This window comes from Variovorax sp. PBL-H6 (assembly GCF_901827155.1).
Classification (GTDB): Bacteria; Pseudomonadota; Gammaproteobacteria; order Burkholderiales; family Burkholderiaceae_C; genus Variovorax.
On record NZ_LR594659.1, the window covers coordinates 4,340,356 to 4,365,290 of the forward strand.

At 65.7% G+C, this 24,935-nt stretch carries 26 protein-coding genes; 7 read left to right on the plus strand and 19 right to left on the minus strand.

Annotated elements, in window-relative coordinates:
• Nucleotides 1-28: 28 nt before the first annotated feature.
• The 6 genes from G3W89_RS20515 to G3W89_RS20540 all read right to left on the minus strand — a co-directional run bounded on the left by G3W89_RS20515 (nt 29) and on the right by G3W89_RS20540 (nt 7,954).
• The gene (locus G3W89_RS20515; protein WP_162575909.1) at nt 29-1,825 is read right to left on the minus strand and encodes an alkaline phosphatase D family protein; all 1,797 of its coding nucleotides are present in this window, start codon (nt 1,823-1,825) and stop codon (nt 29-31) included.
• Nucleotides 1,826-2,009: 184 nt separating this feature from the next.
• Nucleotides 2,010-2,345 carry a hypothetical protein gene (locus G3W89_RS20520; RefSeq protein ID WP_162575910.1) on the minus strand — a complete coding sequence of 112 codons (336 nt, stop codon included), beginning with the start codon at nt 2,343-2,345 and terminating at the stop codon, nt 2,010-2,012.
• 5 nt (nt 2,346-2,350) lie between these two features.
• Nucleotides 2,351-4,972, minus strand: a complete 2,622-nt coding sequence (gene clpB / locus G3W89_RS20525; RefSeq protein ID WP_162575911.1) for an ATP-dependent chaperone ClpB — start codon at nt 4,970-4,972, stop codon at nt 2,351-2,353.
• Between the two features lie 95 nt (nt 4,973-5,067).
• Nucleotides 5,068-5,970 carry an alpha/beta hydrolase gene (locus G3W89_RS20530; RefSeq protein ID WP_162575912.1) on the minus strand — a complete coding sequence of 301 codons (903 nt, stop codon included), beginning with the start codon at nt 5,968-5,970 and terminating at the stop codon, nt 5,068-5,070.
• Nucleotides 5,971-6,048: 78 nt separating this feature from the next.
• A complete protein-coding gene (locus G3W89_RS20535; protein WP_162575913.1) occupies nt 6,049-7,029 on the minus strand; it encodes a Bug family tripartite tricarboxylate transporter substrate binding protein in 981 nt (326 codons plus the stop codon).
• 10 nt (nt 7,030-7,039) lie between these two features.
• On the minus strand, nt 7,040-7,954 hold the full coding sequence (locus G3W89_RS20540) for a diiron oxygenase (RefSeq protein WP_162575914.1): 915 nt from the start codon (nt 7,952-7,954) through the stop codon (nt 7,040-7,042).
• Between the two features lie 126 nt (nt 7,955-8,080).
• On the opposite strand from G3W89_RS20540, the gene G3W89_RS20545 reads away from it, so the two are divergent.
• Together G3W89_RS20545 and G3W89_RS20550 are read left to right on the plus strand one after the other, a co-directional pair.
• The gene (locus tag G3W89_RS20545) at nt 8,081-8,974 is read left to right on the plus strand and encodes a LysR family transcriptional regulator (protein WP_162575915.1); all 894 of its coding nucleotides are present in this window, start codon (nt 8,081-8,083) and stop codon (nt 8,972-8,974) included.
• 111 nt (nt 8,975-9,085) lie between these two features.
• Nucleotides 9,086-10,081, plus strand: coding sequence for a Bug family tripartite tricarboxylate transporter substrate binding protein (locus G3W89_RS20550; RefSeq protein WP_162575916.1), 996 nt, complete (start codon nt 9,086-9,088; stop codon nt 10,079-10,081).
• An 11-nt stretch (nt 10,082-10,092) separates the two neighbouring features.
• Here G3W89_RS20550 and G3W89_RS20555 read toward each other — a convergent pair whose 3' ends face one another.
• From G3W89_RS20555 to G3W89_RS20585, 7 genes are read right to left on the minus strand one after another with little or no spacing between them, the layout of a single operon-like run.
• Nucleotides 10,093-10,569, minus strand: a complete 477-nt coding sequence (locus G3W89_RS20555; protein ID WP_162575917.1) for a molybdenum cofactor biosynthesis protein MoaE — start codon at nt 10,567-10,569, stop codon at nt 10,093-10,095.
• A gap of 27 nt (nt 10,570-10,596) precedes the next feature.
• Complete coding sequence (gene moaD / locus G3W89_RS20560; protein WP_162575918.1) at nt 10,597-10,848, minus strand: molybdopterin converting factor subunit 1; 252 nt, start codon at nt 10,846-10,848, stop codon at nt 10,597-10,599.
• Between the two features lie 2 nt (nt 10,849-10,850).
• Nucleotides 10,851-12,098, minus strand: a complete 1,248-nt coding sequence (locus G3W89_RS20565) for a molybdopterin molybdotransferase MoeA (protein ID WP_232076658.1) — start codon at nt 12,096-12,098, stop codon at nt 10,851-10,853.
• Nucleotides 12,091-12,666 (minus strand): molybdopterin-guanine dinucleotide biosynthesis protein B, encoded by a 576-nt coding sequence (gene mobB / locus G3W89_RS20570; protein ID WP_332107462.1) that lies wholly within the window; start codon nt 12,664-12,666, stop codon nt 12,091-12,093. The genes G3W89_RS20565 and mobB overlap by 8 nt, the downstream gene beginning before the upstream one ends.
• Nucleotides 12,667-12,706: 40 nt before the next feature.
• Nucleotides 12,707-14,122 (minus strand): threonine synthase, encoded by a 1,416-nt coding sequence (gene thrC / locus G3W89_RS20575; protein WP_162575920.1) that lies wholly within the window; start codon nt 14,120-14,122, stop codon nt 12,707-12,709.
• Complete coding sequence (locus G3W89_RS20580; protein WP_162575921.1) at nt 14,122-15,444, minus strand: homoserine dehydrogenase; 1,323 nt, start codon at nt 15,442-15,444, stop codon at nt 14,122-14,124. Before G3W89_RS20580 ends, thrC begins: the two co-directional genes overlap by 1 nt.
• Before the next feature lie 41 nt (nt 15,445-15,485).
• Nucleotides 15,486-16,709, minus strand: coding sequence for a pyridoxal phosphate-dependent aminotransferase (locus G3W89_RS20585; protein WP_162575922.1), 1,224 nt, complete (start codon nt 16,707-16,709; stop codon nt 15,486-15,488).
• A 67-nt stretch (nt 16,710-16,776) separates the two neighbouring features.
• On the opposite strand from G3W89_RS20585, the gene G3W89_RS20590 reads away from it, so the two are divergent.
• From G3W89_RS20590 to G3W89_RS20610, 5 genes are all read left to right on the plus strand, one after another.
• Complete coding sequence (locus tag G3W89_RS20590; RefSeq protein WP_162575923.1) at nt 16,777-17,160, plus strand: Mth938-like domain-containing protein; 384 nt, start codon at nt 16,777-16,779, stop codon at nt 17,158-17,160.
• 181 nt (nt 17,161-17,341) lie between these two features.
• Nucleotides 17,342-17,812: a peroxiredoxin gene (locus G3W89_RS20595; RefSeq protein ID WP_162575924.1), complete on the plus strand. Its 471-nt coding sequence runs from the start codon at nt 17,342-17,344 to the stop codon at nt 17,810-17,812.
• A gap of 199 nt (nt 17,813-18,011) precedes the next feature.
• A complete protein-coding gene (locus tag G3W89_RS20600; RefSeq protein WP_162575925.1) occupies nt 18,012-19,751 on the plus strand; it encodes a PhoH family protein in 1,740 nt (579 codons plus the stop codon).
• A gap of 160 nt (nt 19,752-19,911) precedes the next feature.
• Nucleotides 19,912-20,367 carry a GyrI-like domain-containing protein gene (locus G3W89_RS20605; RefSeq protein WP_162575926.1) on the plus strand — a complete coding sequence of 152 codons (456 nt, stop codon included), beginning with the start codon at nt 19,912-19,914 and terminating at the stop codon, nt 20,365-20,367.
• 101 nt (nt 20,368-20,468) lie between these two features.
• A complete protein-coding gene (locus G3W89_RS20610; protein WP_162575927.1) occupies nt 20,469-21,179 on the plus strand; it encodes a helix-turn-helix transcriptional regulator in 711 nt (236 codons plus the stop codon).
• Between the two features lie 2 nt (nt 21,180-21,181).
• On the opposite strand, the gene dnaB is transcribed toward G3W89_RS20610, so the two are convergent.
• The 6 genes from dnaB to G3W89_RS20640 form a co-directional block, all read right to left on the minus strand.
• Nucleotides 21,182-22,585 (minus strand): replicative DNA helicase, encoded by a 1,404-nt coding sequence (gene dnaB / locus G3W89_RS20615; protein ID WP_162575928.1) that lies wholly within the window; start codon nt 22,583-22,585, stop codon nt 21,182-21,184.
• A gap of 189 nt (nt 22,586-22,774) precedes the next feature.
• Entirely contained in the window at nt 22,775-23,227 is a 453-nt protein-coding gene (gene rplI, locus G3W89_RS20620) for a 50S ribosomal protein L9 (protein ID WP_162575929.1), read from the minus strand.
• A 13-nt stretch (nt 23,228-23,240) separates the two neighbouring features.
• Nucleotides 23,241-23,522 carry a 30S ribosomal protein S18 gene (rpsR, locus tag G3W89_RS20625; protein WP_007830781.1) on the minus strand — a complete coding sequence of 94 codons (282 nt, stop codon included), beginning with the start codon at nt 23,520-23,522 and terminating at the stop codon, nt 23,241-23,243.
• An 18-nt stretch (nt 23,523-23,540) separates the two neighbouring features.
• On the minus strand, nt 23,541-23,816 hold the full coding sequence (gene priB, locus G3W89_RS20630; protein WP_162577568.1) for a primosomal replication protein N: 276 nt from the start codon (nt 23,814-23,816) through the stop codon (nt 23,541-23,543).
• Nucleotides 23,817-23,847: 31 nt separating this feature from the next.
• The gene (gene rpsF / locus G3W89_RS20635) at nt 23,848-24,222 is read right to left on the minus strand and encodes a 30S ribosomal protein S6 (protein ID WP_068683060.1); all 375 of its coding nucleotides are present in this window, start codon (nt 24,220-24,222) and stop codon (nt 23,848-23,850) included.
• 125 nt (nt 24,223-24,347) lie between these two features.
• The gene (locus tag G3W89_RS20640; protein WP_162575930.1) at nt 24,348-24,872 is read right to left on the minus strand and encodes a hypothetical protein; all 525 of its coding nucleotides are present in this window, start codon (nt 24,870-24,872) and stop codon (nt 24,348-24,350) included.
• Nucleotides 24,873-24,935 lie beyond the last annotated feature (63 nt).

Genomic DNA, 24,935 nt, shown 5'->3' on the forward strand with positions numbered 1-24,935 from the left:
CCGAACCGGTGCGATCGCGGGGCGAACGCTACACCGGCAGCACGTCCAGGTTGTTCGCGCCCGGCAGCGCATGGAGGCTCATCGCGAGCCGCGCCGTGTACGAGCGGCTCAGCACGGTGCTGACCTCCGTCCAGTCAGCCCGGGCCTCGGACGGCGTCAAAGTGAGAACGACATAGCCGCGCTTGCTCGTCTCTGCATAGCGAAGGTCCTTCACCATCTTGGGGAAGGCGTCCGTCAAGACGGGCCCGGAGATCAGCGGCAGCAGGATCTCGAGTCCAGGCGAGCTGACCGAGGGCGTTGCAAACTCGACGCCGACGCGTTGCCCGGACGCATCGGTCAGGTTGCTGGCCCACGCGTTGTGGGTGTCGCCGGCGAGCGAGACCAGGTTCTTGCCCATCGAACGGGCCGCCGCGAGCACCGTTTCCCTAGCGGCCGGGTAGCCGTCCCACGCATCGAGGTTGTAGGGAACGCGGCGCTGGGCCAGCAATGCACGCTGGCTGTCGCTGCGCAAGGCTTCCGGCGTGGACTGTGCCAGCACATAGTCGCTCACCGTCTCCAGCGTGAAGGCGCTTGCAACGCTGAGCGGGATCTCCATGCGCGCCATCAACACCTGCTGCCCCAGCACCTGCCAGGTGGCGCTGGAAGCGGCCATGCGCGCTGACAGCCAATCCGATTGCTCGGCGCCGAGCAACTGGCGAGAGGGGCTGTCGGCCGCGCCCTCCAGGTAGGCGTCGAGATTGACCTGGATATCCCGCCCGATGATCCGCGTGTCCAGCATGTGCAGCGACGCGAGCGTGCCGAAGTCGAAGGTCCGGTAGATCTTCAGCGGATTGGCAGGGTCAGGCATCCTGATCGGAAGCCATTCGCGATAGGCCTGTACTGCGGCCAGGCGCCGGGCGGTGAATGCGCCTTCGCTATCGGGGTCGTGGTTGGCCGCGCCGCCAGCCCACGCGTTGTTGGCAAGATCATGGTCGTCCCACACCGCGATCATCGGCATCCGCGCATGCAGCGCGCGGAGATCCGGATCGGACTTGTACTGCGCGTGACGACGGCGATAGTCCTCGAGCGTCAGGATCTCATGCGACGGTTGCGATTCGCGATCGAGCGCGATCGCCAGTTGCGACGCGAAGCCCACCACCCCGTACTCGTAGATGTAGTCGCCCAGGTGCAGGACCAGGTCGACGTCACTGCGCTTGGCGAGTTCGGCGCAAACATTGAAGTAGCCCGCCGGGAAGTTCGTGCAGGACAGCACGCCGAGCCGGATCTGCGAGACGTTGCCGGTCGGCAGGGTCTTCGTGCGTCCGACCGGTGAACGCTCCGACCCGACATAGAAGCGGTAGTAGTACTCGCTCGCGGGCAGCAGCCCGGTGGCGTCTACCTTCACGGTGTAGTCCTGCTCGGGCCCCGTGCTGGTCGTGCCGCGGGCCACGATGACGCCGAAGTTTGCATCGCTCGCGACTTCCCAGCTCAGGTTGAGGGCGCCGGGACTCGCCGAAGTGACGCGGGTCCACAGGATGACGCGATCCGTCAGCGGATCGCCGCTGGCGACGCCGTGCGAGAACAGCGGTGCGGCACCCTCTGGCGTGCCACCACCACCATTGCCACTGCCACCTCCACCTCCACCGCCAATAACGCCGCCGCCGAACCCACCACCTCCGCCTCCACCGCCGCAGCCCGACACGCTGACGCCGCTGCCGACGAACATGGCATAGAGCACGGCTCCTCGGATGAACGATCGCCGCGATGGCTCGGGAGCAAGACGGGAAATCGTGTCGCGATCCTCAGTGGATGCAGGTGTGTCCTTGCCGTCTCGGCCATCGCCCATGTCTCGCTCCTTGCCCGACACGGCAGCCGCACGATGCGGCTTCGTCGCGTCGGAGAGTGGCGCGATTGAAGACCCATGCAATCGACGGTGCAGTCAGCGGAGATCACGGGCCGAGGTCGGCCAAGCGCTTACATCGCGTCACAAGGCGTTGCGCACGGATACCTCCCGGGCTGGGGACCGGCGGCTACTCGGCGCGCGTCGCAGGGCGCGCCTGTACGTCCGTCACATTGCCGCCGCGGTCACGCAGACGCACCGGGCTGCCCGTGGCCTCGCCACGTGCCCGGGCGCTCGCCATGTCGGCTGCCGTGGGCTCGGCTCGCGCCCCCGCTGCACGGAAACGGTCGAAGCCGTGGCGCGGATCGAAGCGCATCACCCAGGGCCGCACCGGTTGCCCGGTGAGGCGGGCCCAGCCATAGCGCAGACCCCACACGGCCGCCAACAGCATCACCGCGGCAGCAAGGCTCGCGGCGAAGACCAGGCCCAGCAGGAACAGCACAAAGCGCAGGAGAAAATTCCTCATCCGGATTAGGCCACGGCCTCGGTGCGAGGTTCCCCGGCTTTCCGGAAGTCGAACTGTCCCGGGTTGCGGATCGGGTCGGTGGTAACCACGATCGTGTCCTTCGGCCCGAAGGTGCCGTCGAGCAGCAGCTTCGACAGCGGGTTCTCGATACGATGCTGGATCGCCCGCTTGAGCGGCCGAGCGCCGAACACCGGGTCGAAGCCCACCTTGGCGATCTCCGCCAGCGCCGCCGGCGAGACCTCGAGCGCAAGGTCCATCTTCGCGACGCGCTCCTGCAGCACCTTGAGCTGGATGGCAGCGATCGCCTCGATGTTCTTGGCGTCCAGCGCATGGAAGACCACGGTCTCGTCGATGCGGTTCAGGAACTCGGGGCGGAAGTAGTTCTTCAGCTCGCCCCACACCGCATCCTTGATCTCCTCGGCCGGGCGCCCCACCATCGACTGGATGATGGGCGAGCCGATGTTGCTGGTCATCACGATCACCGTGTTCTTGAAGTTCACGGTGCGGCCCTGGCCATCGGTCAGGCGGCCATCGTCGAGCACCTGCAGCAGCACGTTGAACACGTCCGGATGCGCCTTCTCGACCTCGTCGAGCAGCAGCACGCTGTAGGGCTTGCGGCGCACCGCTTCGGTCAGGTGGCCGCCCTCCTCGTAGCCGACGTAGCCGGGCGGCGCACCGATCAGGCGCGCGACCGAATGCTTCTCCATGAACTCGCTCATGTCGACGCGGATCAGGTGGTCCTCGCTGTCGAACAAAAAGCCCGCGAGCGCCTTGCACAGCTCGGTCTTGCCCACGCCGGTGGGGCCGAGGAAGAGGAACGAGCCGGTGGGGCGGTTCGGGTCCGACAGGCCCGAGCGCGAGCGGCGGATCGCGTTGGCGACCGCGCTGATGGCCTCGTCCTGGCCGACCACGCGCTCGTGCAGCTTGTCTTCCATCTGCAGCAGCTTGTCGCGTTCGCCCTGCATGAGCTTGGAGACCGGGATGCCGGTGGCGCGCGCCACCACCTCGGCGATCTCTTCGGCGCCAACCTGCGTGCGCAGCAGCGTGGGCGCGCTGGACTTGCCCTTGGTGGCCTCGGTGTCCTGCGCTTCCTTCAGGCGCTTCTCCAGGCCCGGCAGCTTGCCGTACTGCAGCTCGGCCACCTTGTTGAAGTCGCCCTTGCTGGTGAACTCGGCAATCTGGAACTTGATCTTGTCGATCTCCTCGCGCACATGCGCGCTGCCCTGGGCCTGCGCTTTCTCGGCCTGCCAGATCTCGTCGTAGTCGGCGATCTCCTTCTGCAACCTGGCGATCTCTTCCTCGATCAGGCCGAAGCGCTTCTGCGAGGCCTCGTCCTTCTCGCGGCGCACGGCCTCGCGCTCGATCTGCAGCTGGATCAGGCGGCGGTCGAGGCGGTCCATGACCTCGGGCTTGGAGTCCATCTCGATCTTGATCCTGGCGGCAGCCTCGTCGATCAGGTCGATCGCCTTGTCAGGCAGGAAGCGGTCGGTGATGTAGCGGTCGGAGAGCTCGGCCGCAGCGACGATGGCCGGGTCGGTGATGTCGACGCCGTGATGCACTTCGTACTTCTCCTGCAGGCCGCGCAGGATGGCGATGGTGGCCTCGACGCTGGGCTCGCCGACCAGGATCTTCTGGAAGCGGCGCTCCAGGGCGGCGTCCTTCTCGATGTACTTGCGGTACTCGTCGAGGGTGGTGGCGCCCACGCAGTGCAGCTCGCCGCGCGCGAGCGCGGGCTTGAGCATGTTGCCGGCGTCCATGGCGCCCTCGGCCTTGCCGGCGCCGACCATGGTGTGCAGCTCGTCGATGAAGACGATGGTCTGGCCCTCGTCCTTGGCGAGTTCGTTGAGCACGCTCTTGAGGCGCTCCTCGAATTCGCCGCGGTACTTGGCACCGGCGAGCAGGGCGGCCATGTCGAGGGAGAGCACGCGCTTGCCCTTGAGGGACTCGGGGACCTCGCCGGCGACGATGCGCTGGGCGAGGCCTTCGACGATGGCGGTCTTGCCGACACCGGGTTCGCCGATGAGCACGGGGTTGTTCTTGGTGCGGCGCTGCAGCACCTGGATGGCGCGGCGGATCTCCTCGTCGCGCCCGATCACGGGGTCGAGCTTGCCCAGGCGGGCGCGCTCGGTGAGGTCGAGGGTGTATTTCTTGAGGGATTCGCGCTGGCCTTCGGCCTCGGGGCTGTTGACGCCCTGGCCGCCGCGCACCGCGTCGATGGCGGCTTCGACGGACTTGCGCGTCACGCCATGGCTGCGCGCAAGGTTGCCGATGTCGGCCTTGCTGTCGGCCAGGGCAAGCAGGAAGAGCTCGCCGGCAATGAACTGGTCGTTGCGCTTGATGGCCTCCTTCTCGGTGGCCTGCAGCAGCTTGCCCAGCTCGGGTCCGACCTGGACCTGGTCGTGGCCCTGCACCTGCGGCAGCCGCTTGATCGCCGCCTCGGCCGCATTGAGCAGGCCCGGCACGTTGGCGCCCGCACGCTCGAGCAGGGCGCGCGGCCCCTCGCCCTGGCGCAACATGGCCACCAGCAGGTGGACCGGCTCGATGTAGGCGTTGTCGTTGCCCAGCGCGAGCGACTGCGCATCGGCGAGGGCTTCCTGGAATTTGGTGGTGAGTTTGTCTTGGCGCATGAATGACTCCGGTTTCCCGGGAGGTGGGGGGCCAGAGCAGGCATTTCAAGCGTGGAGCGAGGCAATTCCGGGCTTCGTCGGCCCAGTTTCGCGCCCTACAGGGAGGAAGACAGTGACGAAAAGAATTCCACGATTTCCCGGCCCAGCCGCTCCTCGCCGCTGTTGAAATGGGCCACGATGGACATATGGTTGTGGCCCCGCATCTGCAGGAAGCGCGGCGCCCGGCCGCTCGCCGCTGCCAGCCGGTGCGCAAACTCGAGTCCGTACACATCGAGCAGCGGATTCTCGAATTCCGCGATCGCGATGAGGGTCGGGATCTCGCTGCGGCCTGCCAGCCGCATCGGAGCACGCGCCTCGTGCAACGAGATGTCCTCGCCGAAATAGGCCCTGACGGCGGCGGCATTGGGGTTGCGCGGTGACTGGTCGGCTTGCAGGCGGGCGGAGATAAGGACGATGGCCTGTGCATGGCAGGCACCGCTGCGCAGCGACGGGTCCAGGGCATGGCTGGCCACATGCGTGCCGCCGGCCGAATGGCCGATCAAGAGGATTCGCTGCGGATCGCCGCCATGGCGGGCCACGTTCTCGTGCAGCCAGGCCATGGCCTCGCCAACATCCCGCGCGCCGGCCGGGTACGGCGCCTCGGGCGCCAGCCGGTACTCGATGTTGGCGCCGACGAAGCCCTGGCGCGCGAACCAGTGCAACACGTTGTCGTAGAGCTCGGTGCTGACGCATTTGTCGCCACGCACGAAGGCGCCGCCATGGACGAAGGCGACGACCGGCGAGCGCATCGCGCCAGCCGGGCTGAAAAGATCGAGCACCTGGCGCGGATGGCTGCCGTAGACGATGTTGCGGGCCACCCTCAGCGGCGCCCTGGGCGCGGCGGCCAGCAGGGGCGCATAGGCCTCCTTGACCTGCTGGCTGTGGCCAGGCAGGTCCGTCCCCCAGCGCGGGCCGATGTCGGCCATCAGGGCGCGCAGCGCCTCGGGGCCTTCCATCATCGATCCGGGGCCGCGCTCACCAGGCGGCCTGCGCGCAACGTGGTGCGGCGCCATTCGACTCGGGACCGGCCCGGGCTCTCATTGCACCAGCCCCGCCTTCTTCACCACGGCGGACCACTTGGCAGCCTCGTCGCGCGTGAACTTCGCAAAGGCTTCCGCGCTGCCCTGCTCGGGCTCGGCGCCCAGCTCCTGCAGGCGCTTCTGCATCTCCGGTGCCTTGAGAACGGCGTTGATGTCGCTGTTGAGCCGCTCCAGCACCGGCGCAGGCAGGCCGGCCGGGGCGAACACGCCGAACCAGGCGCTCACCTCGTAGCCGGGCAGGCCGCTTTCGATCGCGGTGGGCACGTCGGGCAGCAGTGCGCTGCGCGCCCTGCCGGTCAGGGCCAGCGCCTTGAGCTTGCCGGACTGCACATAGGGCAGCGCCGTGGCCTGCAGGTCGAACATCAGCGGCAGGTGCCCCGCCACCACGTCGTTGAGCGCGGGCGCGCTGCCCTTGTAGGGCACGTGCAGCAGCCGGATGCCGGCGGCCGAGGCCAGCAGCTCGCCGGCCAGGTGGTTGGAGGTGCCGAGCCCGGCCGAGGCGTAGCTCAGCTCGCCCGGCCTTGCCTTGGCCTGCGCGATCACATCGGCCACGCTCTTGCCAGGGAAGGAGGGATGAGCCACCAGCACGAAGGGAATGGAGGCCAGCGGCGCGACAGGCGTGAAGTCCTTGACCGGGTCGTAGCCCACCTTGTTCATCGCGGGGTTGATGGCCTGCGAGCTGACTGTGCCCATCAACAGCGTATAGCCGTCGGCGGGCGCGCCCGCGACATGCTTGGCGCCTATCGCGGTGCCGGCGCCGGCCCGGTTGTCGATCACCACCGGCTGCCCGAGCCGCTCCGCCAGCTTCTGGCCCAAGGTGCGCGCAAGGATGTCGGCCGACCCGCCGGCGGGGTAAGGCACGACCATCGTGACCGGATGACCCGGATAGGCGCCCTGCGCACCCGCGGGCGGGGCGAGGACGAACGCACCGGCGAGCGCCAGCGCACAGCAGCCCAGGATCTTCAACAGTCGGGCCATGACGTGCTCCTCAGTGCATTGCGACGGCGGCACGGTCGACTTCCGGCACTTCCGGAATCTCGACGCCATAAGGAGCGACATCGCCGCGGATCTGCTCCAGTGCGCGGCGGATGATCGCGATCTCCTGGTCGGGATGGGTGGCGCCCAGCCCGTGCTCGGCCGCGAGGGCCCGGTTGCGCCCGGCCCGTGCACGCTCGTCGTCCGGCAGGTTGACCACCGCGTAGACGCCATTGAGCAGGCTGCCACGCAGCTTCTTGGCCACCTTCTCGCCCAGCAGCCGGCGGTCGTCCGCGGACAGCTCCGAGAAGAAGCGGCGCATGATGATGCGGCCGAACTGGATGTGCCGTGCCTCGTCGCGCAGGATCAGCTGGCAGGCGCTGCGGATCGACTTGAAGCGCGCATTCTCGTAACGCGCCTGCAGCAGTTCGCCCGAGAGCTGCTCGAACAGCGTGTTGACCGCCAGGCCGGCGAAGAAGGACATCGCCTTCTCGTCGCGCTCGTCGTGGAAGCGCGGGATCACGGCCTTGAAGTAATCGGCGCGCGGCTCGTCCTGGTAGCCCGCCAGGTTCCGCGCAACGAGGAAGGACGCCTCGTGATGGCGCAGTTCCTCGGCGATGAAGTTGACGATGTGCTGCTTGATTTCGAAGGGCTGGTGGGCGAACACTGCCTCTCGCAGGCGCTCGGTGCCATAGGAGATGGCGCCGTGCTCCATCCAGGCGCGCAGGCTCCACCACTCGGCCCCGGCCTCGCGCACCTCCATCGGGAGCTCGGCCTCGCGCAGGTCGGAGAAGTCGATGGCAGCCGGATTCCAGGCCAGCTCGCGCGACTGCTCGCACAGGCGCCAGACCTCGGGGTACTCGATCTCGGACTTGATGGGGTACGGATTGGGCACGGGCGTGAGTTCTTCGAGGAGGGATGGCTGCATCGTGGGGCTTTCGTGTTGAATTGAAGGCTTGCGGGACGCATGCTCCGGCATGGCACGTGTTCCGTCCAATACCGTTTTCATGCCCTGGTGATAGGGCCTTGCGATCACCATCCCTAGAATCGCCCGATGGATCTTCGCCAGCTCCGGCAGTTCGTCGCGGTCGCGGAAGAGCGCAGCTTCCGGCGCGCGGCGGAGCGCCTGCATGTCTCGCAGCCGCCGCTTTCGGTGGCTGTTCAGCGGCTCGAGGCGGAGGTGGGTGCAGTCCTGCTGGACCGCACGCGCCACCATGTGCGGCTGACGGTCGCCGGCGAAGCCTTCCTGCGCGAGGCCCGGCGCACGCTGGCCCACGCGCAGCTCTCGGTGGAAATCGCGCAACGCGCTGCCGCGGGCAAGGTCGGCACGCTGCGCCTGTCCTTCGTGCCCAGCGCGGCACTCGGCGTGGTGCCGCAGCTGCTGCGCAGCTTTCGCGAGGACTACCCGGACGTCAAGCTCGTCCTCACCGGCGACACCACCGCACAACAGATGGCCGCCCTGCTCAGCGGCGCAACCGACGTGGGGATCGTCGTGCCACCGCTGCACGACGCAGGCGACTTCCGGGTCCAGCCCCACTGCGAGCAGGAGTTGATGCTGGCGGTGCCCGACACGCATCCGCTGGCGCAGCAGCCACGCGTGCAGCTGCGCGACCTCGCTTCAGAGAGCTTCGTCGGCTTTCCTTTCAAGGAAGGGCCGGGCTTCGAAAGCGTGGTGATGGCGGCCTGCCAGGACTGCGGCTTCATTCCCCATTTCGTGGAGGTGGCCGCGCAGATGCAGACCATCCTCGCGCTGGTGGGCGGCGGCATCGGCATCGCGCTCGTCCCGCAGGCCATGCAAGCCGTGCAGATGGACCACGTGAACTACGTCCAGGTGCGCCGTCGCAATGGGCCGGTGAAATACCAGCTCGGGCTGGCATTCCGTCCGTCCAACAACAACCCGGCGCTGGCTGCGTTCGTCTCGATGGCGCATCGGCTGCGCCGCCGCTGAAGGCCGATTCCGCTCGCTCAGCTCGTTCAGAATAGCGCCCTGCCGGAAGACGGTCACGCCAGTTGCTCGTCTCCTCGTCTCGTTCCCTTTACACATCGACTGGAGTCGCTCATGTTCTCTACAAGGTTGCCGCGCGCGTCGCGCCGTGTTTTCGCGCTTGGACTGGCCGCCGCGGTGGCTGGCCTCGCAGGCCTCGCGCAAGCGCAGCAGCAAGGCGCACCGATCAAGCTGCTGGTCGGCTTCCCGGCAGGCGCCGGCACCGACGCGATTGCCCGCACGCTGGGCGAGAAGCTCAAGGACCAGCTGGGTGTGCCGGTGGTGGTCGAGAACCGGGCGGGCGCCGGCGGTCAGATCGCGGCCCAGGCGTTGAAGGCGGCGCCGGCGGACGGTCACACGCTGCTGCTGTCGCACGACCACACCATCTCGATCCTGCCGCAGGTCGTGAAGAATCCCGGCTACAACTCGGCCACCGACTTCGTGCCCGTGGCCGGCTTCGCGACCTTCGCCAACGTGCTGGCGGTTTCGGGCGGAACCCCGGCGAAGAGCCTGGACGAATACCTGAAATGGGTACGTACCCAGCGCGGCGGCAAGGACACCATCGGCGTGCCGGCCCCGGCCTCGATCCCCGAGTTCCTGGTGAAGATGATCGGCGCCAAGTACAAGATCGACGTGCAGGCGGCGCCCTACCGCGGCAGCGCACCGATGACGGCCGACATGCTGGGCAACCAGATCAGCGCCGGCATCGCCTCCGTGCCCGACTTCATCGAGAACCACCGGGCCGGCAAGCTGCGCATCGTCGCGACCATCGGCGCCAAGCGCCAGGCGCTGCTGCCGCAGGTGCCGACCTTCACCGAACTGGGCTTCGCCAATCTGGAAGACCTGCCGTACTACGGCGTGTTCGCGCCGGTGGGCACCCCGCAGCCGGTGATCGACCGTTTCGGCGAGGCCCTGGCCAAGGTGCTGGCCATGCCCGAGGTGAAGCAGAAGCTCACGACCATGGGCTTGACGGTGGCGTACGAGCCGCAAGGGCAGTTCGCGGGCCGCGTGCGCACCTATACGCAGACCTGGGAACAGATCATCAAGGCGAGCGGCTTCACGCCGCAATAGGCCGGTCGCGCCTAGGCGTTGCTGCCCTGGATGCCCCAGCGCGCCAGGGCCGCATCGTCATCGACGCGCGCATCGACCCAGCGCGCGCCCGTGGAGGTCTGTTCCTTCTTCCAGAACGGCGCCTGCGTCTTGAGGTAGTCCATCAGGAACTCGCAGGCCTGGAAGCTCTGGCCGCGGTGCGCGGAGACCACGGCCACCATCATGATCTGGTCGAGCGGCTGCAGGAGGCCCACACGATGGATCACGCGGGCGCCGAGGATGTCGAATCGGCGATGGGCCTCGTCGATCATCGCTTCGATGGACTTTTCGGTCATGCCCGGGTAGTGCTCGAGCTCCATCGATGCCACCGCATCGCCATCGTTGCGGTCGCGCACGGTGCCGACGAAGCTGCAGACAGCGCCGACGCGCTTGTCGTCGGCGCGTAACGCGGCGACCTCCTTGGCAAGGTCGAAATCAGCTATCTGGATGAAAACGCGCGGGCCGCTCATGGCGGGATTGTGGCACCGCGCTGGCGCTCAGCCGCCCGTGACCGGAGGGAAGAAGGCCACCTCCTGGCCTTCGCGCAGCACGGCGCCTTCGGCACTCATGACCTGGTCGAGCGCCATGCGCACCGCCTTGCCGCGGGCCAGTGCGCTGGCATGCGGCTCACCGCGTGCAATCAGTTCGTCGCGCAGCGCGCCCAGGTCGGCGGCTCGGGTTTCGATGGCTTCGCTGCCGGTGCCGAGGGCCTCGCGCACCGAGGCGAAGTAGCGCACGGTGACCTTCATGCTCAGCCCAGCAAGGAAGAAAACGGAATGAACTGCACCATGTCCCCGGCCTTGAAGGACTGGCCGGCCGGCGTGTCGATCACGCCATCGCCCCAGACCATGGAGGTCAGCACGCCCGAGCTCTGGTTGGCGAACAGGTCGAGGCCACCGGCAGCGTTGCGGCGGGCCCGGAGGAACTCGCGCCGCCGATCGGCTCGCGGCCAGTCGAAGTCGGCGCGCATCGCGACCGGCGCCGGCGCCACGCGGATGGCGCCCTGCAGCGTCAGCAGGAAGGGACGCACCAGGAGCAGGAAGGTCAGGAAACTGGAGACCGGATTGCCGGGCAGCCCCGTGAGATGGGCATTGCCGATGCGGCCGTAGGCAAAGGGCTTGCCCGGCTTCATCGACAGCGACCAAAGATCGAGCTGCCCCAGCGCCTGCACGGCTGCCTTGATGTGGTCCTCCTCGCCGACCGAGACGCCGCCTGTCGTGATGATCAGGTCGCTGCGCTCCGAGGCGCTGCGCAGCGCCTCGATGGTTGCGTCGCGGCGGTCAGGCACGATGCCGAGGTCGTGCACCTCGCAGCCCAGCCGCACGAGCAGGGCCCGCATGAAGAAGCGGTTGGAGTTGTAGATCGAGCCCGGCTTCATCGCCTCGGGCGCCACCTCGCCGGGCATCACGAGTTCGTCACCGGTAGAGAGCAGCGTGACGAGCGGGCGCTTCGCCACCTGGAGCCGGTCGAGGCCTACGCTGGCGGCCAGCCCCAGCCCTGCGGGCGTCAGGCGCTCTCCGCGCGCGAGCACCGCGTCGCCGACGGTCACGTCCTCGCCGGCGCGGCGGATCCACTGGCCGATCGCCGGCACGAGCTCGATGCGCACGCTGCCCAGTTCGCCGTCTTCCGGCAGCGCGACGGCGTCTTCCTGCATCACGACCGCATCGGCGCCTGACGGAATCTGCGCGCCGGTAAAGATGCGTGCGGCCGTGCCGGCGGCCAGCGGCGCACCCACGGTGCCGGCGGGGATGCGCTGGGACACGCGCAGCACCGCGCCGGGCGCGGCACAGTCGGCACTGCGCACCGCGTAGCCATCCATCGAGCTGTTGTCGCGGGGCGGCACGGTCAGCCCCGAGCGCACGTCCTGCGCGAGCACGCGCCCATCGGCCTCGAAGGTGGACACGGATTCGATGCCCATCTGCGGCGTGGCGGCGGCGAGCAGCCGCGCCAATGCCTCGTCGAGCGGCATCAAGGGAGGGCGTCTGGGAGCGTCAGTCATGGCGATCCACCTTGTACTCGAAACGGCTCGCGTTCTGCAGGAGCCAGGCGCCAATGCCATCGACGTCGTTCAGGTCGAACACCGGCAGCGTGGTGGCGCGCGGCAGGCGTTCGGGCGTGTCCGTGGCGATCGCGACGATGAAGGCATCGTCGGCATAGCGCGCAGGCCGGGGCGCCTGTCCTTCGTCGGGCTCGCGCCAGATCTCGATCTTCTGCAGGTCGCTGTGCTTGAAGCCCTCGACGAGCACCCAGTCCACACCCGCGTCGAGCTCGGCGACGAGCTCGTGCACGCCGAGCTGCGTCGGCCGCTCGAACTCGCGGATCAGCGCGAGCCGCTTGTCGGAAGCCACGACCACCTCGAAGGCTCCGGCCTCTCGATGGCGGTAGGTGTCCTTGCCCGGATGGTCGATGTCGAACTTGTGATGGGCATGCTTGACCACCGAAACGCGCTGGCCGTTGAACCTGAGCACCGGGATCAGCCGCTCGACGAGCGTGGTCTTGCCCGCGCCCGAGAAGCCGGCGAAGCCGATGACTTTCATGCGCGGCTCGAAGGCTCGGGCGGTGTGAATGGGTTCGACGCGGGCATGACGGGGTCGTTCATACCTTCTCTCAGGCGCAGTGCCGGACGATGTAGGCCTTGACGGCTTCAGCGTCGGCCGGCAGCTGGACCACGCGCCGCGGCAGCGCCTCGATGCCTTCGAAGCGCGCAGGACGCTCGGGCGCGCGGCCCAGGGCTTCGACGATGGTCTCGGCGAACTTGATAGGCAGCGCGGTCTCGAGCACGATCATCGGCACGCCGGGCTCAAGGTGTTCGCGCGCGGCCTTGAGGCCGTCGGCGGTGTGAGTGTCGACCAGGGTCGCGAAGCGCTTGTCGGTGTCGCGGATGGTCGCGAGGCGATCGGCATGGGTGCTGCGACTGCTTGCGAAGCCGAAGCGCGCCGTCGCGTCGCCGAAGGTGGGATCGGCGCTCAGGTCGAAGTGGCCTGTCCTGCCCAGGTCTTCCTGGAACAGGCTCCGCGTCCTGACTGCATCGCGGCCGACCAGATCGAACACGAAGCGCTCGAAGTTGCTGGCCTTGGAGATGTCCATCGACGGGCTGGAGGTCTCGTGCGTATCGGCCGCGGAGCGTACGCGGTACACGCCGGTGCGGAAGAACTCGTCGAGCACATCGTTCTCGTTGGTCGCCACCACCAGCGTGCGGATGGGCAAGCCCATCGAGCGCGCCACGTGGCCGGCGCAGACATTGCCGAAGTTGCCCGACGGGACGGCGAAGCTGACCTGTTTGTCGTTGGTGCCCGTGGCCTGGAAATAGCCGGCGAAGTAGTACACCACCTGCGCGAGCAGACGTGCCCAGTTGATGGAGTTGACCGTGCCGATTCTGTACTTGCGCTTGAAGTCGAGGTCGTTCGACACCGCCTTGACGATGTCCTGGCAATCGTCGAACACGCCGACGATCGCGATGTTGTGGATATTGGGGTCCTGCAGGCTGAACATCTGGGCCTGCTGGAAGGGGCTCATGCGTCCTTCGGGCGAGGTCATGAACACACGGACGCCCTGCTTGCCGCGCATGGCATATTCGGCCGCGCTGCCGGTGTCGCCACTGGTGGCGCCGAGAATATTGAGCTCCTCGCCACGGCGCCCGAGCTCGTACTCGAACAGGTTGCCCAGAAGCTGCATCGCCATGTCCTTGAAGGCGAGCGTCGGGCCGTTGGACAGCGCCTCCAGGTACACGCCGTCCTCGAGCTCGCGCAGCGGCACGATGTCGGGCGTTCCGAAGATCTCCGCGGTGTAGGTCTTGGCGCAGATTGCCTTCAGATCAGTCGTGGGGATGTCGTCGATGTAGAGGGATAGGACCTCGAAGGCCAGCTCTGCATACGGCAGTCCACGCCACCGGGCGAGCATGGCGGCGTCCACCTGCGGGTAGCGCTCGGGCAGGTAAAGGCCACCGTCGGGCGCCAGGCCCTCCAGCAGGATCTCGCAGAAGCGGCGGCGCTCCGGATGGCCGCGCGTCGACAGGTAGCGCATCAGGACAGCTCTTCCTTGCGAATGCGCACGATCGGGGCAAGCACGGTAGGCAGCGCCTGGAGTTGGACCAGCGCGTCGTCCAGCGTGCCCTCGCGGGTGTCGTGCGTCAGGATGATGAGGTCGGTCTGCGTCGAGCCTTCGCCGCCCACCTCGTCGGCCTCGCGCTGCAGCACCGCATCGATGCTGATGCCGGCGGTGGCAAGCAAGCCAGTCACCTGGGCCAGCACGCCGGCCTCGTCTGCCACGCGCATGCGCAGGTAGTAGCTGGTGACCACCTCGGACATCGGCAGCACCTGCAGATCGCTCATCGCGTCGGGATGGAAGGCCAGGTGCGGCACGCGGTGCGCCGCGTCGGCCGTGTGCAGGCGGGTGATGTCGACCAGGTCGGCGATCACCGCGCTGGCGGTCGGCTCGCTGCCTGCCCCCTTGCCGTAGTACAGCGTCGTGCCGACGGCATCGCCGTTGACCACCACGGCGTTCATCGCGCCTTCGACGTTGGCGAGCAGGCGCTTTGCCGGCACCAGGCTCGGATGCACGCGCAACTCGATGCCCTGCGCCTTTCGCTTGGTCACGCCCAGCAGCTTGATGCGATAGCCCAACTGCTCGGCGTACTTGATGTCCTGCGCCGCCAGCTTGGTGATGCCCTCGACATGCGCCCTGTCGAACTGCACCGGGATGCCGAAGGCGATGGCGCTCATCAGCGTGACCTTGTGAGCGGCATCCACGCCCTCGATGTCGAAGGTCGGGTCGGCCTCTGCGTACCCCAGGCGTTGCGCCTCCTTCAGCACGGTGGCGAAATCCAGGCCCTTGTCGCGCATCTCGGAGAGGATGAAGTTCGTGGTGCCGTTGATGATTCCGGCAATCCACTGGATGCTGTTGGCGGTGAGGCCCTCGCGCAGCGCCTTGATGATCGGGATCCCACCGGCCACCGCGGCCTCGAAGGCCACCATCACGCCTTTGGCGTGGGCTGCCGCGAAGATCTCGGTGCCGTGCACCGCCAGCAGCGCCTTGTTGGCGGTGACCACGTGCTTGCCGGCCGCGATCGCCTCCAGCACCAGTTGGCGGGCAATGCCGTAGCCGCCGATCAGTTCGATCACGATGTCGATGTCGGGGTTGGCGATGACGGCATGGGCATCGTTCACCACCTGCACGCCCTCGCCCACCGCCGCCCTGGCACGCGCCACGTCGAGGTCGGCCACCATGGTGATCTCGATGCCGCGCCCTGCGCGGCGTTTGATTTCTTCCTGGTTACGCTGGAGCACCTTGAAGGTGCCGCTGCCGACCGTGCCGATGCCGAGCAGGCCTACTTGGATGGGTTTCATTCGATTCGTCTGGCTGTGGAAGTGGGGCACAAGCACGTCTGCTAGGCGTTGCGGCTGCGGTAGCGCTCGAGAAAGTCGGCGATTCGCTGGATTGCCTCACGCAGGTCTTCCTCATGGGGCAGGAACACGATACGGAAATGGTCGGGCGTCGACCAGTTGAAGCCGGTGCCCTGCACCAGCATCACCCGGGTCTCCTTCAGCACCTCGAGGAAGAACTGGCGATCGTCCTCGACCGGATACATCTTCGGGTCGAGGCGGGGGAACATGTAGAGCGCGGCGCTGGGCTTGACGCAACTGACGCCAGGTATCGCCGTGATCAGTTCGTAGGCCAGGTCGCGCTGGTGCCTCAGGCGGCCGCCGGGGCCGACCAGGTCGTTGATGCTCTGGTAGCCGCCCAGCGCGGTCTGGATCGCCCATTGTCCCGGCACGTTGGGGCACAGGCGCATGTTCGAGAGCATGTTCAGGCCCTCGATGTAGTCCTGGGCCATCTTCTTGTCGCCCGAGACCACCAGCCAACCGGCGCGGTAGCCGCAGGAGCGGTAGCTCTTGGACAGCGAGTTGAAAGTCAGCGTCAACACGTCCTTGGACAGGCTCGCGATGGCGGTGTGCTTGACGCCGTCGTACAGCACCTTGTCGTAGACCTCGTCGGCCAGGATCACCAGCCCGTGCTCGCGCGCGATCGCCACGATGCCCTTGAGCAGTTCGTCCGAGTACAGCGCGCCCGTGGGGTTGTTGGGGTTGATGACGACGATACCCTTGGTGCGCGGCGTGATCTTGGCGCGGATATCAGCCAGGCTGGGCATCCAGCCGTTTTCCTCGTCGCACAGGTAGTGCACCGGCTTGCCGCCCGAGAGGCTCGCGACGGCCGTCCACAGCGGGTAGTCGGGCGCGGGAAGCAGCAGTTCGTCGCCGTCGTTGAGCAGTGCGTTGGCGGCCATCGCGATCAGTTCGCTCGCCCCATTGCCGAGGTAGATGTCGTCCAGGGTGACGCCGGCGATGCCCTGCTTCTGGGTTTCGTGCATCACGGCCTTGCGCGCCGCAAAAATGCCCTTGCTGTCCGAGTAGCCGGAGGAGACCGCGATATTGCGGATCATGTCCTGCTGCACCTCTTCAGGTGCATCGAAGCCGAACGGGGCGAGGTTGCCGATGTTCAGCTTGATGATCTTCTGGCCCTCTTCCTCCATCTGCTTCGCAGCGTCCATGATGGGACCGCGGATGTCGTAGAGCACGTTGGCCAGCTTGGCCGATTTCTTGAGCGGTTTCAAAGTCCCTCCAGGGGCTGGGTGCGCGGGAGAAAACCTATAATTTGACCACAGTTCCCGCCCCTCCTCGATGAAGCTCCAGCCCGACAAATCCGATGCGCAGACCCTGACGGCGCATGGTCCTGGCTGGGTGGCGGTCAACCACGAGCGCATCGAGAACAGCGTGGTGGTGGGCTCGCGCGGCGAGCGCTTTGCCTGGGACTGCAGCCGCTTCGAAGAGCTGCGCGCCGAGCATTTCGCGCAGCTGGCTTCGCTGGGCGCCGAACTGGTCATCTTCGGCAGCGGTGCCCGCATCCGCTTCCCGCAGCCCGCGTGGATCCAGCCGCTGATGGCTTGCCGCACGGGCGTCGAGACCATGGACACGGGCGCGGCCTGCCGTACCTACAACATCCTGGCAGGCGAAGGCCGGCACGTGGTCGCAGCTCTGCTGATCGAGAGACCCGACGATGGTTAATTAGGAGCGTTTCAAGCTAAAATAGTGGGTTGCGAACCGGGGCCCCACCCAGTAAACGTTCAGGGAGCTGCCCAGTCGAGCAACGACCAATCTCCATCGTATCGAGCGCTTGAGGCGTGAGCCGCGAGCAAGTGCCAAAAGCCCGACTCGAACATGGAATCAAACGGAGAAAACAAGTTTCATGGCGATCGTTGTCAACAAACCCATCCCTGAATTCGACGCCAACGCCACCGGCGGCATCAAGGTATCGAACACCTCGCACCTCGGGCAAGTGCTGGTGATGTACTTCTATCCCAAAGACAATACGCCAGGTTGCACGACCGAAGCGATGCAATTCCGCGATCGCTACAAGGATTTCGTGAAGGCCGGAGCCACCGTCTTCGGTGTCTCCCGCGACAACATGAAGTCGCACGACGAGTTCAAGGCCAAGCTCGAGCTTCCTTTCGAGCTGATTGCCGACACCGAAGAGAAGATGTGCCACATGTTTGGTGTCGTCAAGAACAAGATCATGTACGGCAAGAAGGTCAAGGGCATCGAGCGCAGCACCTTCCTCATCGGGGCAGACGGCGTGCTCAAGGCCGAATGGCGCGGCCTGAAGGTACCAGGACATGTCGACGAAGTCCTCAAGGCCGTCAAGACGCTCAAGAAGTAATCGCCTGATCGGCAACATGCGTGAGCGTTTGCCAGCACGCGTTGGCGATGCGCAACGATCACGGAACCTGTCGCAGCCGATGTGCATAATGGTTCCATGCCGTTGAGCTCCGCGACCGCATCCACCGAACAAAGCCGCTTGGGTCTTCAGGCGGCTTTTTCGCTTTCTGGCCCTTTCTTTCCTGCGAGCGAACCGCCCCATGCCCCTGCCTCCCGCACCCACGAAACGCGCTGCACTGCTTTCGCCAGACGCGCACGACGCACCTGCCCGTTCCCTGCACGGGAAGGGCGGCCGTCGCTCCTCCGATCGGCATGCCGAAGAGACCCGGTCCAGCGGACCTCAGCCGCTCGAATTATTCGATCGGCGCGCAGCAGAAGGTAGTGTTGCCGTCGAGGCCCCGGCCCTGCAGAGCCTCAAAGCCCCGCTGCCCGTCACGCCAGTGACGCGCAGCCAGGAGGAGCGTCGCCCCGCAACGGCAGCCAAGGAAGCAGCCAGCCCGATCAAGACGAAGCGCGGCAAAGCCAATGGCCCGGCCAAGCTGTTCGTGCTGGACACCAATGTGCTGCTGCACGACCCCATGTGCCTGTTCCGCTTCGAAGAGCACGACATCTTCCTGCCGATGATCGTGCTGGAGGAGCTCGACGGGCATAAGAAGGGAACAACCGAGGTGGCCCGCAACGGTCGCCAGGCCAGCCGCACGCTGGATGCGCTCGCCGCAGCGCAGGGCGCCGACATCGGCAAGGGGCTGAAACTCGATACGACTGGCCATCGAGAGGCCGGGGGCAAGCTGTTCTTCCAGACCGATCCACTGGACTACTCACTGCCGACAAGCTTGCCGCAGGGCAAAGCCGACAACCAGATCCTCGGCGTAGTCCACGCATTGCGGGACCTCTACGCCAAGGACGAGCCGGGGCGCGCCAAACAGGAGGTGGTGCTGGTGTCGAAGGACATCAACATGCGGGTAAAGGCTCGCGCCCTCGGGTTGGCGGCGGACGATTACCAGAACGACAAGACACTGGAAGATGGCGACCTGCTCTATTCCGGCGCCTTGGCACTGCCACCCGACTTCTGGACCCGCCAGAGCAAGCCGATCGAGAGCTGGCAAAGCGGCAGCAGCACCTTCTATCGCGTCAGCGGTCCGCTCGTGCCCAACCTCTACATCAACCAATTCGTGTATTTCGAAGCCCCGGGCGAGCCCAGCATGTATGCCCGCGTGACGGAGATTCGCGACAGGACGGCTGTGCTCAAGACGCTCAAGGACTATGGCTCTATCAAGAATGCCGTGTGGGGCGTGAACACCCGCAACCGCGAGCAGAACTTTGCCATGAACCTGCTGATGGACCCGGAGGTGGACCTCGTCACCCTGACCGGCACAGCCGGCACCGGCAAGACACTGATGGCGCTGGCCTCAGGCCTGACTCAGGTGCTGGACGATCGCCGCTACACCGAGATCATCATGACCCGGGCGACCGTGAGCGTGGGCGAGGACATCGGCTTCCTTCCTGGCACCGAGGAGGAGAAGATGGGTCCATGGATGGGCGCGCTCGACGACAACCTCGAGTTCCTGGCGAAGGGCGACGGCGGCGGCGCTGGCGAGTGGGGACGCGCGGCTACCAACGAGCTGATCCGCAGCCGCATCAAGATCAAGAGCATGAACTTCATGCGGGGCCGCACCTTTCTCAACAAGTACGTGATCATCGACGAAGCGCAGAACCTGACGCCGAAGCAGATGAAGACCTTGGTTACGCGCGCAGGCCCGGGCACCAAGATCATCTGCATGGGCAACTTGGCGCAGATCGACACGCCCTACCTCACCGAAGGTTCATCCGGCCTGACCTTTGCCGTCGACAAGTTCAAGGGATGGCCCCACAGCGGCCACATCACACTGGCACGCGGCGAGCGCTCGCGGCTGGCTGATTTCGCGAGCGAGGTACTGTAACTCGCGCTGGCTGACAAGCCGGCTGGGCTGCTGACACGACGTTGTCAGGAGCCAGCGCGCAGCATGGCGTCTCGACTTCACGCACTGGATCGCCGACGCACTGAGCGTCTCAGGAGCCCCGGCGCCCACTTCGAGACGAAACGAACCTGGAGAGAGAACCATGCAACCTGAGCTTCAACGCCATCGAGGCTTCAATATCGCCGGCCTCACCGTGCGCACCAGCAACCACGCCGAGCACGAGCAGCACTCGGCCCGCATCGGCAAGCTCTGGACGCGCTTCTTCGACGAACGCGTATACGCCGTGACACCTAACCGAGTCAACGACATGCGGCTCTACGGCGTGTATTCCGCCTACGAATCCGACGCGCATGGTGCCTTCGACCTGACCACCGGCGTCGCGGTCTCGGGCGCGCCTTTCGCTGTGAACGTGGAAGCCGGCGACTACCTCGTCTTCACCGGTCGGGGCCAGATGCCGCAGATGGTGCTCTCCCTCTGGGAGTCGATCTGGCAGTACTTCGAGCGGCATCCCGACATCCATCGCAGCTATCGCAGCGATTTCGAAGCCTACAGCGGCCCCGACCAGGTCGCGATTCACATCGGCGTGATACGCGCGTGAGATCGCAAGTGCAATAGTTCGAGGGCCATGAGGGTGGGTGCGGCACCAATTTCGTGGAAGACTTCGCGAACAAACTCGCCCGACCTTGACCATTCATCCCTATGCGCCGCGCCGACCGCCTGTTCCAGATTGTTCAATTGATTCGCGGCCGGCGCCTCACCACCGCCGCTTTTCTCGCACAGCGGCTGGAGGTATCGGACCGCACCATTTACCGCGACGTGTCCGACTTGCAGCGCCAAGGCGTGCCGATCGAGGGCGAGGCCGGTGTGGGTTATCGATTGGGTGCGGGCTTCGACCTGCCGCCACTCATGTTCACGCACGATGAGGCCGCAGCGCTGGTGGCGTCGGCGCGCCTCGCCCAGAGCTGGGTCGATCCGGCCATGGCAAAGGACATCCAGACTGCGCTCGGCAAGATCCTGTCGGTGCTCCCTCCGGCCGCGCGGGTATCGGCCGAGAGCCTGGCGCTGTTCGCGCCTGCGCTCGCCCTGGACGATGGAACGCGGCTGCGCCTGCAAACGCTGCGCGAAGCCGTTCAGTCGCGCAACAAGCTGCGCATGGACTACCACGACGTCAGTGGCGCGCCGAGCCAGCGCGTCGTGCGACCGCTGGGCTGTTTCTATTGGGGCCGGGTCTGGACCTTCTCGGCGTGGTGCGAGCTGCGGGAGGACTTTCGCGGGTTCCGCCTCGACCGCATCGATTGCATCGAGGTCTTGCCGGAGCGCTTTCGCGATGAGCCCGGCAAGACGCTAGCCGAGATGCTTCGGCGCCTGCAACAAGATCCGGCGGAACCTCGGCCGTCGCAATTGCAGTAGATCTAGAAATCGTCGCCGCTGCTCGCTAGGTTCTCAAACTTCGTGAGCGGCTTTAGGAAGGCCAGCTTGACAGTGCCGGTGGGGCCGTTGCGGTGCTTGCTGATGATCACCTCGGCCACCCCAGGCTCCTTACTGTCCTTGTTGTAGTAGTCATCCCGGTAGATGAACATGATCAAGTCGGCATCCTGCTCGATGGCGCCGGACTCGCGCAGGTCACTCATCATGGGACGCTTGTCGGTTCGGCTCTCCACCCCACGACTGAGCTGCGACAAGGCGATCACCGGGCACTTGAGCTCCTTGGCCAGCATCTTCAGGCCGCGCGAGATCTCGCCGACTGCCGTCGCGCGGTTCTCGTCGTTCATGCTGCTGGACACGCTCATCAACTGAAGGTAGTCCACAACGATCAGGCCGAGCCGCCCGTACTGACGCGCAAGGCGACGCGAGTTCGCCCGCAGCTCACTGGTGGTCAGCCCCGGCGTCTCATCGATGTGCAACGACACGTTGCGCAGCTTTTCGATGGCTTCGGTCAGGCGCGGCCATTCCTCGTCACTGAGCTTGCCGGTGCGCAGGTGGCCCTGGTCTATGCGGCCGATGGAGCCGACGATACGCACCGCAAGTTGGGAGGCACCCATTTCCATCGAGAACACCGCCACTGGCAGCCCCTCGTTGAGAGCCACGTGCTCGGCGATGTTGATCGCCAACGAGGTCTTGCCCATGGACGGCCGCGCGGCCAGCACGATCATGTCCCCGGGCTGCAGGCCCGAGGTCATCTTGTCGAACTCGTAGAAACCGGTGCGCACGCCCGTGATGTCGTTCGGGTTCTCCGCCATCTCGCTTACGCGGTCGAGCAACTCGACCACCAGGGATTCCATGCTCTGGAACCCCTGCTTCATACGCGAGCCTTCCTCGCCGATGTTGAAGATCTTCTGCTCGGCTTCGTCGAGGATCTTGTCGACGGACTTGCCTTGCGTGTTGAACGCATTGGTGGCGATCTCATCGCTCGCGCTCACCAGCTTGCGCAGGATCGAACGCTCGCGCACGATCTCGGCGTACCGGCGGATGTTGCTGGCGCTCGGCACGTACTGCGCCAGCGAATTGAGGTAGCTCAGCCCGCCGACCTCCTCGGCCTTGCCCAGGTTCTGCAGCTGCTCGAAGACGGTGATCACGTCGGCTGGCTTGCTGGCGTTAATCAACGCCCCGATGGCTGCGTAGATCAGCTTGTGCTCATGGCGGTAGAAGTCACCGTCTACCAGCAGATCTCCCATGCGGTCCCAGGCGCCGTTGTCGAGCAGGAGGCCACCGAGCACGCTCGACTCCGCCTCGATTGAATGGGGCGGGATGCGCAACTGTGCGATTTGACGATCGGCCGACGGGTCGTTGTCGGCATAGGAGAAGACGGCGGACATGAACTTCCTTGCAGCCGCACATGCTAAGGCGCACGATCGGCTACGTCACTTGATAAGGCTGTGGATAAGCGGTGACTTATCGGTGCAGCGCGAGGGACAACTGCGGCTGCAAAAAACAAAGGCCGCCCGAAGGCGGCCCCACAAGAACAAGGTCGCAGCGGCGACCTTGTTTTCTCGTCGTCGAAGGTGTTAAGCGCTCTCGCCGTAAACCGTGACAGTGATGTCGACCACCACGTCGGTATGCAACGCGACGCTGACAGTGCTGTCGCCGACGGTCTTGATCGGACCGCTCGGCATGCGCACCTGCGACTTCGCGACCTTGTAGCCCTGCTTGTTGAGCTCGTCCGCGATGTCTTGGTTGGTGACCGAACCAAACAGGCGGCCATCGACACCGGCCTTCTGCGTCAGCTTGACAGCGGAGCCGCCGAGCTTCTCGCCTTGCGCCTGCGCTTCGGTCAGCTTGGCGGCAGCGGCCTTTTCGAGTTCGACGCGCTTGGCCTCGAACTCAGCCTTGTTGGTTTCGGTAGCACGGCGCGCGCGGCCCGAGGGAATGAGGAAGTTGCGCGCGTAGCCGTCCTTGACCTTGACGATTTCGCCGAGTACGCCGAGGTTGACGACCTTGTCTAGAAGAATGACTTGCATGATGTTCGCCTCCTTAAACGCGATGTTGGTCGCTGTACGGCACCATCGCAAGGAAGCGGGCGCGCTTGATCGCTGTATTGAGCTGACGCTGGTAGATTGCGCGCGTGCCGGTCAGGCGCGCGGGAATGATCTTGCCGTTCTCGCTGATGAAATCGCGCAGAGTGTCGATGTCCTTGTAGTCGATTTCTTCGACACCAGCGACAGTGAAGCGGCAGAAGCGCTTGCGCTTGAACAGCAGCGATTGGGTGTTGCGCTTCGGACGCTTGTCCTTGTTGAACTTCTTGAACGTGGCCATTGTGGGACCTCTTGAATATTAATCTTGCTGAAAATCCTGGATGTGGAGCACTGGGTGCTTGCCGTTGCGCGGTGTGGCCAGAAAGCCCTGGAAACGCCAGAGACTTCCCAACGCCTGCTTCGCGAGCCGCTCGGCCACTGTGCCGAACGCAACGGCCTTCAGAACCGTCTTGACCTGCCGGGGCTGGGCCGCCTCGGTCACCATCGACTCGTGTTCGAGCCGTAAATCAATGGCGGGCACGCCGGCAGGCGTAAAACGCAAGGCACCGAGTTCGGCAACGCAGGCAGTCAGCATGAGCTGATTAACTGCGGCAGCGCTCACACGATCAGTTGTTGTTGGCGGCGTACTCGGCCTGTTGGGCCTTGCGAGCTTCTTCGCGCTCCACCGTCTTCATCATCGACGAGGGACCGGTCTCCGCCTTCTTCTTGACGACCGTAAGGTGGCGCAGAACGGCATCGTTGAACTTGAAAGCATGCTCGAGTTCGGCCATCACAGCTTGCTCGGCCTCGATGTTCACGCACAGATAGTGCGCCTTGTTGAGCTTGTTGATTTGGTAGGCCAGCTGGCGACGCCCCCAATCCTCGACACGATGGACCTTTCCGCCGCCGGCGGTGATCATGCCCTTGTAGCGCTCCAGCATGGCCGGAACTTGCTCGCTTTGATCCGGATGGATCAGCAGAATGATTTCATAGTGACGCATGGCACTCCTTGTGGATCTTCCGTGGAAGGGATAAAGCCACCCGCAGCGTCAGTCGCAGTGTGGCAAGGCAAAGCCGGCTATTGTAGCAGGCCACCGCCATTCTGGAGTGCCTTGGCGCGCCGCCGTCAGATTCCCAAGGCACGGTCAAACGGCGCGGCCTTGTCCGCTCCCACGGCCGCGCGTATCTTCGGTGCCAGGGCAAGCAGGTCCTCGTAGGCCGAGCTGCCTTCAACCGACAGGTTCAGCCTAAAACCGCGCAAGCCGAGGCTGCCAGTGAGCTGCGTTGCGATCGGATAGGCGTCCTTGTAGCGTTGCTGGTTCGAGCGCTCCGCTGGGTCTACAGATAAGCCAGACATCGTCGATTGCGATTGCCCGGGGTCGTCCACGGTTTGGGTCGAGATCGGCCCAGAGGGTGGGACCGCTACAGTCCCGGCATTCGCTGCATCCGCCGAGCTCCCGACTCGCCCCAGCAAGCCGAGTTCGACCATCTGGTCGATGTCCGCTCGGGCAATTCCCATGCCGGCCTGGAGCACATCGCTCACCGAACGCTTCCCGTCAAACAGGATGAAGGCGGAGCGTTGGCGCGGCGTGAGGCGGACCGAGCGGTCCTTGAACACCTGCTGACCGGCGTCAGTCTTCACAAGAATCATGGCGTCCTCATGTGAAATCAGGGCGCTCTCAGGCTCGAATCGGCCCTTGTCGAACAATCCCCC